Origin of the sequence: Aquamicrobium zhengzhouense, assembly GCF_016124105.1 — a bacterium.
Taxonomy (GTDB): domain Bacteria; phylum Pseudomonadota; class Alphaproteobacteria; order Rhizobiales; family Rhizobiaceae; genus Aerobium; species Aerobium zhengzhouense.
This window is the reverse complement of sequence record NZ_JADGMQ010000004.1, coordinates 231,372-243,046: the sequence shown is the minus strand read 5'-3', so window position 1 is coordinate 243,046 and position 11,675 is coordinate 231,372. Positions and strand designations below refer to the sequence as shown.

Below are 11,675 nucleotides of genomic sequence, written 5' to 3'. Positions count from 1 at the left end.
GCGTTGAGTTGAGTTCAGAAGCAACCAGATCAGGTCGCTGGTTCGAGGGGTTGCAGGCAGGCTGCGAACGCCTGCTTCATCCGAAAGCCGACGACGGGAAGAAGGCAGAACATTGCCGGCTTCTCGCTGTTCTGCTGGCGGGGCCTTTTGTCGTCGCGCCATTGCTGACCCAGGCTGTCGCTTCATCGTTTGGTCTGCTCACGGCAGTGTCGGCGCTCTGCGTTGCGGTCGGCTTGACCTGGTTTTGCGCGCTTCTTCTTTCTATTCGGGGACGTCTGGTTGAAGCCGGCAGCATTGCGCTGTTGATCGGAACGCTGGTTCTGGCTGTCGCAGTCGGGTTTGCGGGCGGACTGGCCACCCCCGCTGCTATGCTTGCTGTAGCTCTTCCGGTTGAAGCGTATTGGGTCACGCGCTCGCGCAATGCGGGCTATCTCGGCGGTCTTGCTGCAATCGCGGCTGTCCTTGGCGCTTCGTGGTTGACGAATGAAGCATCGGCGGGAGCACAGATCTGGCTTTGGCTTTCGCCCGCCCTCTACGCTGCAACAATCGCGTTGCGGACGATGGCGAGCGCTGAGGGCGAGGCTGCAACCGAGCACGCTGCAGACATGCTGCCGGAAGCTTGCTTTGACGCGGTTGTCGTCCGTCTGGCGAAAAACGGCGAGGCGGTGAATGCCTCTGCAAAGGCCGCGGATCTGTTCGAGCTTGATCCGGACCTGCTTCTGGGCACGGGTCTTTTCGACCGCATCCACGTCGCTGACCGTGTTGGCTTCATGTGTGCTGTGGCTGCGGCACGCGACAGCGGCGAAGCTTCGCGCTGCACGGCCCGCGTCCGCATGCCATCGGTGACCGGCGGTGTGTATTACCGGGCGTTTGAGATCGAGATTGTTCGTCCGCACGAGTACACGGAAACGGTGAGCGTTTTGATCCGCGACGGAACCGAAAACGCCGTTCTGCGGGAAGAACTGGATCAGGCGCGGGAGAAGGCAGGCACGATAGAAGTTGCCAAGAGCCGTTTCCTTGCTGCCGTCAGCCACGAATTGCGTACGCCGCTCAACGCGATCATTGGCTTCTCGGACATGCTCTTGCATCCGCAGATCTCGGGCGAGATGAGCACGAAGCAGTCGGAGCAGGTCGCGCTTATCCGCGAGGCAGGCAACCATCTTCTTTCGGTCGTCAACGCGATCCTCGACGTGTCGAAGATTGAGTCGGGCTCGTACGAGATCGTTGTCGAGCCGTTCGACCTGCGTCCGACCGCTCAGCTTTGCTGCGCCATGCTGAACCCGCAGGCGCAGGACAAGGGCGTCAACCTTTCGGTGAAGATTCCGGATAACCTCGGCTCGGTTATGGGCGATCAGCGCGCGGTGCAACAGATTCTGATCAATCTGGTGTCGAACGCGATCAAGTTCACACCGGAAGGCGGCAACGTCAGCGTCACGGCGGTCTCGACTGAAGAACTGGTTCGGATTTTCGTCAACGACACCGGAATCGGCATCTCAGCCGAGGATCTTTCCAGCCTCGGCCAGCCTTTCCGGCAAGTTCAGAATGACTATACAAGGCAGTTTCAGGGGACAGGTCTGGGCCTTTCCCTTGTAAAGGGCCTGGTGAAGCTGCATGGCGGCACAATGAGCATCGAGAGTGCTCCTGGACTGGGCACGACGGTGATGGTTGGGCTTCCCGCTGCAGGCGGGGAGACCCTGGAAGGCAAGACAGGGGATTGTGATGGCAACGCGCTCCGCAAAACCGCGTAGCGGGCGACGTCCGGCGGACTATTTCGAGGATGAGGAAACAGGTGGCGTTGGCAGCTTCCTGATACGCCATCGCTTTGCCTTGGGTGGACTGACGGCGTTTGCGGTTGCCTTCTCCTATGTGACAGCCAACGCGATTTGGTACCAGCCGCATGCGCATGGTGGCGCGTTCTTTGCCACACGTCCGTTATCACCCGATGCGCAGCAGCCGTTGCGGCCGGAGACCATTATCCGTCTTGAGCGGCCCTCGGCCTCGCGACAGGAACCATCTCAAGCCGTACATGAAGCTGCCCGGCTTCCAGATGCGGTGCCGCTACCACCGCAGGCGCCCGACGCTGCACCACACGAGGCAGTTGCCCGTGCCGGCGATCCCGTGGTCGAGGAGGTCCAGCGCATACTCAGCGGGCTCAACCTTTACTCCGGGACGGTAGACGGTCTGACGGGACCGCAGACGCGGGCAGCAATCGAGAATTATCGGCGTATTGTCGGGCTCGGCGGTGGGGCCGAAATCGATGACCAGTTGCTGACCCAGCTGGGAGCCGCGCCGAGAGCAACGATTTCGGCACCACCACTACCCGCAGGTTCACCCGGCACCGATCTCATCGAAACATCCTCTGCCTCGCCGCGTAGCGACGTGATAGTCAGACGGATCCAGGCCGGGCTGAAAGCCTTCGGAAATGACGGCATCGAGGAAGACGGCGTGGTGGGCGCGCGCACGCGCTCCGCTATCCTCGAATTCCAGTCACTTTTCGGCCTTCCGCAGACCGGCGAACCCGATGAAGCGCTCTACACAAAAATGCGCGACATCGGCCTGACGGATTGAGTCGGGCGGGGCTGTGAGAGTAACCACCGATCTATGGGTCTCGGCGCTGACGCGCCGCGCATTCTCAAGCGGCGGCTATGCTGCGATTGTGCGACGTGGGGCGACCGAGGCAGGCGCTGTCATGATCCTCGTTCGGGATCGGCTCGGTGACACGACGCTCTACACTCCGGCACCGCAGTCAAACTATGAAGAGGAAAAGCCGCAGGACAGGCTGTTTTCCGAAAGCGTCAAATCGCCTGATCCGGACGAGATTGATAGACGGCTCGAACGAGAGGTTCGCTTCGATCCCGACGTCTGGATTGTGGAATTGGAGGTGGATCAGGCTACCTTCAACGATCTGGTGATCGTCAAGACGCCTTGAGCTCCGGCTTCTCGCCGCCAGCCCTGACCGCTCGATCGAGCTTACGCCATTCATTGATGATGCGCTCTGCCATCGAGCCGCGGATCTGTACGTAAGTGTGTATAAAATCCGAAATTGCTGAGGCGGTGACGAGGCCTTGTGGGCGGACGCATTTCCAGATCAGGAAGGCCTGTTCTTCGCTAAGCGACAGTACGCTCAGTGCTGCCAGAAGATGGGCGCGTTCATTGGCTTCAACGATGTGACGCGTATGGAACGAGCTGATCTGCAGCAACTCGGACAGCGCCTGATAGAATTCATGTGCCCGTCCGCTTAACGCAGCGGCTTTCAGGGTCTCGTATGGCGCTGGCTGTTCAAGGATGGGCTCAGCAGCCGTCTCGTCGTCGCTCACGGCAGGCTGCATCATGGCACGCAGGCGATTGCGGGTCTCTTCTGCCTTGTCAGGAGAGCTTTGCTCAAGGGTGCTGATCGAAGCGACCAGTTTTGCGATACGCTCGTCCAGGTCTTTTCGAGCGCCAATTGCACGCGCATGAGGCAGGCCGTGGCGGCCGATGAGGGCTACGAGGTCGATATCTGTCAGGACCGGTGAGCGCATGAGCACCGGAGCGGAAATCTCTACAGGCATGCCGGCGAGCCGCCTGATCAGCCGGGGCGGGGCGTAGGGAAGATCAGAGAGCGCTGCCGATACATAGCGAAGGCATTCGTCTGATACGCAATCCAGGAGAGGATCTGAGAGGTCATCGAGCTGGATGATTTCGCGGCGCGTGGGCCGAGGAATGGAGCAGAAGGCGCTGACCGCAGACCTCAGTAGACGTTCGGGTCGTCCGGCTGCGCGATAGGAACTGGGCAGGGAAGAACTCGAAGGGTTCACGAGGACAGGCCAATACGCAAAACAACTGACACAACCCGACTGGCCGACATAGCCAATCCGGTTCGATCAAATTACGCCATATGTGTTAGCGGTGCGTTAACTGTCTTCTGCGCGATATTGAATTTGGAGGCGTGGCGTCTGCTCCTGTGAAACTTCAGTGAGAGCATTGCAATGGCTACCATTCTTCAGTTTGACAGACGATTGCGTAACCGTCGAAAGGCTTCTCCCCCACAGGAGGGAGCGATGATCGTTATATTTCCGGGCGTGCGTTACGAGCGCTGGTCACAGCCCGAAGAGACCCCGCCGATCAAGCGGCGCCGCGGACAAAAGCGCAAAAGCCTGAACTCGAACTAATCCAAGCGGCTATTTAGACAAGCATTTCATGCTTTGCAGAAACGCTGACACGGTCGGGTGCCAGCTTTCGTCCGGTGCAAAAGCACGTACCACGACAATGCCTTCACCCACATCAGCTTCAATAAAGACAGAGCGGTCCATCTCAGGGGGAAGAGCGTTACGAATTGCGATCATCTGGTCGCTCGTGGCGATGACAAAGTCAGGATGCCCGCTTGAAGAGGAGCGGTCGTTCAGGCTGAACACATTCTGGCCTGTACGGTCGTGGACCGAGATGGACCAGTAGGGGACTTTGCCTTCACCTGTCAGATGGACGATGCCTTCATTCAGGTCAAAGCGGCACGCGCTCGCGAGGAAAAGCGGGTCGATCGTCTCGATCAACGGCGGTCCGGCCGCCTGATCAAGACGGGTCATCGTGTAATAATTACTGCGCTGGGACAGGCTGGACCAGGCATCTCGGACTGAAAATGCCGGCACCATCAGCAGGATCGCGATGTGGACGATCGCGGCACCGATGACACCTACAATGACCGCATGGAACAGCTTACCCATCACATGCCTCGCGCACGATCCGAGGCAGGACTACTTCGCCGATGCGCGAAGACGATGAGATTGCGGTGTCGTAAAGCGACAGAACGAGGAGAAACTCTCCCGTTTTCACGGGGAGCCAATTTCCAGGCTGCGGGTGAGCCGAGACGCGTGTGATGATTGTCTGATCTTCCTGGCGAAGCACCGCGTAGGAGTGGAGCGCCGCAGCTCGGTTTCCAGGCATGTCGATGACACGACCATCCTCATCGCGCGCATAAAGGGTCCAGAAGCGAGCCGGCGGCGTGGGGCCCTCAAGTCGGTAGCTGCAAGCCCCACTTAGGGGAAAGCCATTCGAGTCGCGCTTGGCCGTGAAGGTTAACCCTTCGCCTCGTCCAAGCAGCAAGTCTGCGGTCCGGGAGAAACGCGCTTTAGAATATGGGTCGGCATCTGGAGTGCCACGGGTAGGGAAGGCGGTCCAGTCGCCAACCTCAATGGTGTCAAATTCGAAGTCGGAGTCCAACGCCAGCCAGACGCTGCCAGCACCACCGCCAAGCGCAATCACAAGAGCCAGTGCTGTCAGGAAAAGCGACTTCAGCATTAACGGATCGACGGCTCGCGTCTTCTTGGAGGTTGGACAGGCTTGGGCTCAAGCGGTCGCCATCCGGGGCTAAAATGTCAAGGTGTTCTGGAGGCAAAGCCTGCTTTTCACAATGATGAAAGGGTTTCAGGGCCCTGGGGAACCGAAAGCGGAACGGCATCGCGAAAGGCATCGGACAGCTCGAAAAGAACCTTCGTCGTCCGCGCGGAAAGCACTGACGGGCGGTCGGGTTCTACGCTGCCATTCTCCTCTGACGAAGCGACGGCTTGATCCGGCGGGTCATCCAAGAACGGCTTTTCTATGCCTGGTATCGGCTTTAGCTCGATGCCCTGATGCGCGTAGGACATCAGCCGCTGCCAGACCATCGCCGGCACAGAGCCGCCCGTCATGTTCAGGGTCGGAGAATAGTCGTCATTGCCCAGCCAGACCGCGGCTGTGTAGTTGCCGGTATAACCAACATACCATGCGTCGCGATAGGCTTGGGCAGTGCCCGTCTTGCCAGCCGAGCGGATGCCGGGAAGGGCAGCGCGGCGTGCGGTGCCGGTCTCCGGGATCTGCACCATGATCGAGTTCATCGCGGCCACAGCTTCCTCGGTAACTGTCCGGCGGGGCGGTGCAGCATCGCGCTTCTGGTCGTAGATCACCTTGCCGGAGTGGGTGACGAGCTGGGTGATGGCGTGCCGGACACCTGTGAAGCCGCCTGACGCCAAGGTCAGGTAACCGGTTGCCTGATCCATTACCGTCATTCCGGAGGTACCAAGGACCATAGTGCGGTGGCCGTTGAGCTCGCTTTCGACACCCATGTCCTTCACTTTTTGCATGATGACAGGGATGGTCAGATGATCCTTCGCAAGGCGAACGGGTACCGTGTTGAATGAGCGGATGAGGGAGGTAGAAAGGGGGACACGACCAGCGTAGCCGCGGCTGTAGTTTCGCGGCGACCACCCGGCCCATGTGATAGGGGCATCCGGTACAACCGATTGCGGCGTGAAGCCCGCTTCCATAGCTGCGGTGAAGACGTAGGGCTTGAACGCAGAGCCAGTCTGGCGAAGCGCCTTCGTCGCACGGTTGAACTGGCTGCGGGCATAGTCGCTGCCGCCAACCAGGGCTCTTACTGCGCCGGTGTTCTCAATCGCCACAATTGCTCCTTCGGAAAAGCGATAAGACTTTCCATGTTGGCGCAGATGGAATTCCAGAGATTCCTCAGCCGCCTTTTGGACGCCCATGTCGATCGTCGTTCTCGCGACCAGTGAGCGTGGGCTGTCTTTGGGCGCAACGCGCTTGACCTCCTCGAAAGCCCAGTCGAGGAAATAATCGGGGCTGTCGCGTCCTGCCCTGTCGACGGCCGTAGCGGGGTGCAGTCGTGCATGCAGGACCTGCCCCTCGGTCATGAAGCCCGAATCGACCATGTTGGACAAGACGACGTTCGCCCGACCGCGGGCCGCAGGCAGATTGATGTGGGGGGCGTAATTGCCGGGTGCCTTGAACAAGCCGGCAATCATCGCCGACTCAGCCAAGTTCAGTTCCTTGATATTTTTGTTGAAGTAAAAGTCAGCAGCGGCCGCGATGCCGAAAGTGCCGCCGCCGAGATAGGCGCGATCCAGGTAAAGCTGCAGGATTTCCTTCTTGCTGAGGTTCCACTCCAGCCAAAGTGCGAGATACGCTTCCTTTATCTTGCGCTCCATGGAGCGCTCATTGGTCAGGAACAGGTTCTTCGCCAATTGCTGCGTGAGCGTGGAGCCACCCTGCACAACCGAATTGGCGCGGACGTTCTCGGTTAGCGCGCGAGCAAGACCTATAAAGTCGATGCCGAAATGGTCGAAAAAGCGCCGGTCCTCGGTCGCAAGGACAGCTTTGATAAGATGATCAGGAAGTTCGTCCACCGGCACGGAGTCGCGTTGGATGATGCCGCGCTGGCCAATCTCGTTTCCGTGACGATCAAGAAAGGTGACAGCAAAATCGCCCTGGCTGCGCCAGTCCTTCTGAGTTTCCTCGAAAGCGGGAAGGGCGAGCGCGAGCATCAGGATCGCGCCGACCGTGCCGATGGTGAAGGCTTCGCTTCCCAATTCGAAGAAACCGCGCTTCCAGCCGGCAACGCGGAAGCGACGGAAGAAGATAGTGACGTTTTCCCAAGTTTCGCGCGCCTTGAATCCGGCTTCATAGAGCGAGGAATCCAGCCAAGCGTCGAATGCGAGCAGCTTGTTGGCCAATCGCGAGGCAGGCTTTTTATCCTTTCGAGGATTTTTCATCCAATTCACGCCCACGCAACGCATCCAAGGAGATAGAGCCAGAAGGCAGAATTCATCCGAGGATCAACCACCGATTGTTGTTGCTCATTTCCGGGCGGTCGGCAAGCGCGACGAGACTACTGTCAGAAAATGTGAGAATATATAGGAATATATTCTTGACACCGTAACGGTGCTTCGATAGGCTTCATGCAAGGTCGGAAAATTGCGTCCAGAGCGACGCATCACAGCGATGAGTTCGTTGGTCGACCAGATCTCCAGAAATTCGGGAGGGTGCATGACCGACGGGGCAGAAGCCGTGTGGGCGGCTCGGCGTGCCTTGATGGAGGGCGCCCCGTTAACTTTCGAACGGCTTGCGCAGGCCTGTCGGCTCAATGCCTCTGCCCTGGAGCGCACGGCCCGCAGGGGCGGATGGAAAGTCTCAGGGGTAGCCCAAGGGCTCAGCCGCGGCGAACGCATCGGTCGATTGAAGGACCGGCTGCTGGAAAAGGCGGAGCGTATTCAGCTCGATCCTGATGAGGACCAACCCGGAGCGGACAAGGCGGTATCAGAGCTTTCGAGCAGCGTTAGCACCCTACTCAAAATATTCGAGACGACGCGTGACGAAGACGAAGCGCGCGAAAGGCAGATATCAAGCGATGCCAACATCGCCGATTTACTCGACAAGCTCGATCGAAAGATTGTTGAGCTTGCCAGGCATCTCGCAGAGAGAATGGCTGGAGAGGGCGTTTTCCCAGGAGGAGATAGCGATCATCTCACGTGAGTGGGTCGGCACCGCCCGCGGCAAACAATATCGGCCGGGGGCGGAGAAGACTAACTGGCTGGTGATGGGCGGTCGCGGATCCGGCAAGACCCGGTTGGGTGCAGAATGGGTGAATGGGCTGGCGCGTGGCTTCTCGCCATTCACCCGGAAACTTCGATATCTCCGAATTGCATTGGTTGCCGAAACGCTCGGGGACGTGCGTGAAGTCATGGTGGATGGCCCGTCCGGGATAGCAGCGATCTCTCGCAATGGCCGCCCCAGATATGAACCAACCCGCCGGCGGCTGTTGTGGGATAGCGGAGCGGTGGCGCAGGCTTTTTCTTCCGAGGACCCCGAAAGCCTTCGCGGGCCGCAATTCGACGCTGCCTGGTGCGATGAGGTGGCGAAGTGGAAGAATGCCGTTGAGTGCTTCGACATGCTGCAATTCGGGCTGCGTCTAGGCGAGCAGCCAAGGCAGATTGTAACCACGACGCCCAAGCCGGTGCCGCTGGTGAAGCGTTTGCTGTCCGATCCGAGCTTTTATTTCACGCGTATGCCGACGCGTGAGAATGAGGCGAATTTGGCAGCGGGCTTCATAGCAGCGATCGAGGCTCAGTATGCCGGCTCGCGGCTTGGGAGGCAGGAACTCGATGGAGAGCTCATCGAGGATCGGCAAGACGCGCTGTGGACCCGTCAAGGACTTGAAGCAGCCTGGGGAGCGCCGCTCGGACCGTTGCGGAGAATTGTTGTCGCGATAGATCCCCCAGCCTCATCACGCAAGAGCTCTGACGCATGCGGCATCATCGTTGCCGCAATCGACAGCGAGGGAACTGGCGTTGTGCTGGAGGATGCGACGATGCAGGCAGCACGCCCGCAGGATTGGGCGGCACGCAGTGTCGCCCTTTTCCATGAGCACCAGGCTGACACCATTGTCGCCGAGATCAATCAGGGTGGCGAGATGGTTACCGCGGTGTTGCGCACCGTCGATCCAAACGTGCCGGTGAAGGAGGTGCGGGCAAGCCGAGGAAAGTGGGTGCGGGCAGAGCCTGTAGCCGCGCTTTATGCGCAAAAACGTGTCGTTCATCCCAGCCGATTTCGCGAACTGGAGGACGAGATGTGCGATTTCGGGCCAGACGGTCTTTCCGGTGGTCGTTCACCTGATCGGGTGGATGCGCTGGTCTGGGCGCTGAGCGAATTGATGCTGGGCAGCGCTGGCGCCCCGCGTGTGCGAAACCTTAGCTAACGGATTTCAATGATGGGTTGGAACTGGCCGTGGGCTCGACAGAACGTCGAGCGCAAGGGGGGCAGTCTTCATGGATTTGTCGCTCTTCATGCACAGGGAGAAGCCGCCTGGACACGGCGCGATTATGCGACGCTGGCACGCGAAGGCTTCATGCGAAATCCAACGGTACATCGCTGCGTACGGCTGATCGCCGAGGCAGCCGCGTCGGTACCGTGGCTCCTTTATGAGGAAAAAAGCGAGTTGGTCGACCATCCGCTGCTCGACCTCTTGATGCGCCCCAATGCGAGAGCCACTGGCGCGAGCTTTCTTGAGATCCTGTACGGACATCTCCTGATGTCGGGCAATGCCTATGTTGAGCTGGTCGAGGCGGCAAATACCCGCGAGCTGCATCTGCTTCGTCCGGATCAGGTCATGGTCGTCACAGACGCAGATGGCTGGCCGACTGCACTTGAGCAGAGGCAGCAGGAGCGACGGCGGCGCATACCGATGGACGGCGAGGAGGGCGCGCTCGCGATGCATCTTCGCCTCTTCCATCCGCTGGATGATCTTTATGGGTTTCCGCCATTGCAGGCAGCACTCATGGCGCTCGACATCCACAATGCGGCAGTACGCTGGAACAAGGCATTGCTGGACAATTCTGCCCGCCCGTCCGGAGCTCTCGTCTACGCCCCCAAGGAGGGAGGCAATCTGACGGAGGAGCAATATGAGCGCCTCAAGGGCGAACTTGAGGACGGTTATGCGGGTGCAGCCCGCGCCGGACGGCCCATGCTGCTCGAGGGAGGACTGGAATGGAAGGCCATGGGGCTAACCCCCAAGGACATGGATTTCGTCGAGGCCAAGAATGGTGCCAGTCGCGAGATTGCTCTCGCCTTTGGCGTTCCGCCCATGATCCTCGGAATTCCGGGCGACAACACCTACGCCAATTATCAGGAAGCCAACCGCGCTTTCTATCGGATGACGGTATTGCCCCTTGTCTCCAAGACAGCGGCTGAACTTTCTGCATTCCTTGGGCCGAAGTTCGGCGAGGGACTGCGCCTGTCCTTTGACCATGACCAAATCGATGGCCTCGCGGTCGAGCGCGAGGCGCTCTGGTCCCGGATCGGGGCCGCAGACTTCCTGACCGACGAAGAGAAACGGGAAGCGGTGGGCTACGGCCCGCGCAACTAAGGACACTCAACATGTCAGACACATTCTGGCTCTGGTCGGCCAGAGCCGGCGGCGCGGCTGCGGGATCGGCGATCTCGCTGGCCTATCTGCTGCCGCACAGCCGTCGAGAAGCTGCGGTGCGGCTAGGTATCGGCGTCGCCAGCGGCCTCGTCTTCGGCGGCACCGTTGGCCTCAAGATCGCTGCGGAACTCGGAATTGCAGAAAAACTAGGTCCTTACGAACTGGTCTTGATGGGGTCGGCGGCGGCAAGCCTGTGCGCCTGGTGGACGCTCGGCCTGCTGGTTCGCTTCTTCCGCGCAAAAGGCGCCATAAGCAAGGAAACCGGCGATGAATGAGACCCTTCGCTATGAAAAGAAGGTCGCGGATGCGCAGGTCGGGCTGGACAGAGATGGCACATTTTCCGGTTATGCGAGCCTTTTCGAGCGACCCGATCTTGCACGCGACGTGGTCGAAAAGGGGGCGTTCGCACGTTCGCTGATGAAGCGTGGAACAGGTGGCGTGCGGATGCTGTTTCAGCATGATCCGAACGAGCCGATCGGTACTTGGATCGATATCCGCGAAGATGAGCGAGGATTGTTCGTTCGCGGCCGCCTGGCGAAAGGAGTGGGCCGCGCGCGGGAAGTGCGCGAACTCATGCGAGGCGGGGCTCTTGATGGGCTCTCTATCGGTTTTCGAACCGTGCGGTCGAGAAAAGATGCCCAAAAAGGTGTCCGCCGGATTCTTTAGGCCGATCTTTGGGAAATCTCGATCGTGACGTTTCCGATGCTGCCGGAGGCGCGGGTCGAAAACGTCAAACTTGCGGCGGGACGGTTGCCGTCGGTCCGCGAGTTCGAGCGTTGGCTGACGCGGGATGCGAAGCTGACACGAGGCGAGGCGCGCGCGGTGGTTACGCGCGGCTTCGCTTCCCTGGTGCGTGAGCGGGATGCCACGCCGCAGATACACGCAGCCCTTGCCGAGCGTATCCGCAAGGCGACACGCATCATCTCACAAAAGGAAAGCTGAC

The 11,675-nt window shown here is 59.7% G+C and carries 11 protein-coding genes and 1 pseudogene; 8 read left to right on the top strand and 4 right to left on the bottom strand.

The window, feature by feature from the left end; translation table 11 throughout:
- Nucleotides 1-8 precede the first annotated feature (8 nt).
- The 3 genes from IOD40_RS08855 to IOD40_RS08845 are packed head-to-tail and all read left to right on the top strand — an operon-like array spanning nucleotide 9 to nucleotide 2,929.
- Complete coding sequence (locus tag IOD40_RS08855) at nucleotides 9-1,748, top strand: sensor histidine kinase (protein ID WP_198476162.1); 1,740 nt, start codon at nucleotides 9-11, stop codon at nucleotides 1,746-1,748.
- Nucleotides 1,720-2,568 carry a peptidoglycan-binding domain-containing protein gene (locus IOD40_RS08850; RefSeq protein WP_198476161.1) on the top strand — a complete coding sequence of 283 codons (849 nt, stop codon included), beginning with the start codon at nucleotides 1,720-1,722 and terminating at the stop codon, nucleotides 2,566-2,568. The genes IOD40_RS08855 and IOD40_RS08850 overlap by 29 nt, the downstream gene beginning before the upstream one ends.
- 13 nt (nucleotides 2,569-2,581) lie before the next feature.
- Nucleotides 2,582-2,929 carry a DUF1491 family protein gene (locus IOD40_RS08845; RefSeq protein ID WP_198476160.1) on the top strand — a complete coding sequence of 116 codons (348 nt, stop codon included), beginning with the start codon at nucleotides 2,582-2,584 and terminating at the stop codon, nucleotides 2,927-2,929.
- Here the strand turns inward: IOD40_RS08845 and IOD40_RS08840 are convergent.
- The 4 genes from IOD40_RS08840 to IOD40_RS08825 all read right to left on the bottom strand — a co-directional run bounded on the left by IOD40_RS08840 (nucleotide 2,916) and on the right by IOD40_RS08825 (nucleotide 7,523).
- The gene (locus IOD40_RS08840; RefSeq protein WP_198476159.1) at nucleotides 2,916-3,551 is read right to left on the bottom strand and encodes a DUF2336 domain-containing protein; all 636 of its coding nucleotides are present in this window, start codon (nucleotides 3,549-3,551) and stop codon (nucleotides 2,916-2,918) included. The two genes, IOD40_RS08845 and IOD40_RS08840, sit on opposite strands and share 14 nt — an antisense overlap.
- Before the next feature lie 609 nt (nucleotides 3,552-4,160).
- Nucleotides 4,161-4,700 (bottom strand): DUF1254 domain-containing protein, encoded by a 540-nt coding sequence (locus IOD40_RS08835; RefSeq protein ID WP_198476158.1) that lies wholly within the window; start codon nucleotides 4,698-4,700, stop codon nucleotides 4,161-4,163.
- Nucleotides 4,693-5,274: a DUF1214 domain-containing protein gene (locus tag IOD40_RS08830; protein ID WP_198476157.1), complete on the bottom strand. Its 582-nt coding sequence runs from the start codon at nucleotides 5,272-5,274 to the stop codon at nucleotides 4,693-4,695. Before IOD40_RS08830 ends, IOD40_RS08835 begins: the two co-directional genes overlap by 8 nt.
- Nucleotides 5,275-5,381: 107 nt before the next feature.
- A complete protein-coding gene (locus tag IOD40_RS08825) occupies nucleotides 5,382-7,523 on the bottom strand; it encodes a transglycosylase domain-containing protein (protein ID WP_198476156.1) in 2,142 nt (713 codons plus the stop codon).
- A 238-nt stretch (nucleotides 7,524-7,761) separates the two neighbouring features.
- On the opposite strand from IOD40_RS08825, the gene IOD40_RS20035 reads away from it, so the two are divergent.
- From IOD40_RS20035 to IOD40_RS08805, 5 genes and pseudogenes are all read left to right on the top strand, one after another.
- Nucleotides 7,762-8,283, top strand: coding sequence for a hypothetical protein (locus tag IOD40_RS20035; protein WP_233713905.1), 522 nt, complete (start codon nucleotides 7,762-7,764; stop codon nucleotides 8,281-8,283).
- The gene (locus IOD40_RS08820) at nucleotides 8,210-9,505 is read left to right on the top strand and encodes a DNA-packaging protein (protein ID WP_233713904.1); all 1,296 of its coding nucleotides are present in this window, start codon (nucleotides 8,210-8,212) and stop codon (nucleotides 9,503-9,505) included. The genes IOD40_RS20035 and IOD40_RS08820 overlap by 74 nt, the downstream gene beginning before the upstream one ends.
- A 12-nt stretch (nucleotides 9,506-9,517) precedes the next feature.
- On the top strand, nucleotides 9,518-10,672 hold the full coding sequence (locus IOD40_RS08815; protein ID WP_198476219.1) for a phage portal protein: 1,155 nt from the start codon (nucleotides 9,518-9,520) through the stop codon (nucleotides 10,670-10,672).
- A gap of 11 nt (nucleotides 10,673-10,683) precedes the next feature.
- Nucleotides 10,684-11,007: a DUF6107 family protein gene (locus tag IOD40_RS08810; protein WP_198476154.1), complete on the top strand. Its 324-nt coding sequence runs from the start codon at nucleotides 10,684-10,686 to the stop codon at nucleotides 11,005-11,007.
- Nucleotides 11,000-11,674: pseudogene (locus IOD40_RS08805) on the top strand (HK97 family phage prohead protease). Before IOD40_RS08810 ends, IOD40_RS08805 begins: the two are co-directional and overlap by 8 nt.
- Nucleotide 11,675: the final 1 nt, after the last annotated feature.

What these genes read in the sequence shown, in the direction of transcription:
- IOD40_RS08850 (WP_198476161.1), top strand. Translation starts at nt 1,720, where the DNA reads ATGGCAACGCGCTCCGCAAAACCGCGTAGCGGGCGACGTCCGGCGGAC.
- IOD40_RS08840 (WP_198476159.1), bottom strand. Translation starts at nt 3,551, where the DNA reads ATGCCTGTAGAGATTTCCGCTCCGGTGCTCATGCGCTCACCGGTCCTG.
- IOD40_RS08835 (WP_198476158.1), bottom strand. Translation starts at nt 4,700, where the DNA reads ATGGGTAAGCTGTTCCATGCGGTCATTGTAGGTGTCATCGGTGCCGCG.
- IOD40_RS08830 (WP_198476157.1), bottom strand. Translation starts at nt 5,274, where the DNA reads ATGCTGAAGTCGCTTTTCCTGACAGCACTGGCTCTTGTGATTGCGCTT.
- IOD40_RS08825 (WP_198476156.1), bottom strand. Translation starts at nt 7,523, where the DNA reads ATGAAAAATCCTCGAAAGGATAAAAAGCCTGCCTCGCGATTGGCCAAC.
- IOD40_RS08815 (WP_198476219.1), top strand. Translation starts at nt 9,518, where the DNA reads ATGGGTTGGAACTGGCCGTGGGCTCGACAGAACGTCGAGCGCAAGGGG.
- IOD40_RS08810 (WP_198476154.1), top strand. Translation starts at nt 10,684, where the DNA reads ATGTCAGACACATTCTGGCTCTGGTCGGCCAGAGCCGGCGGCGCGGCT.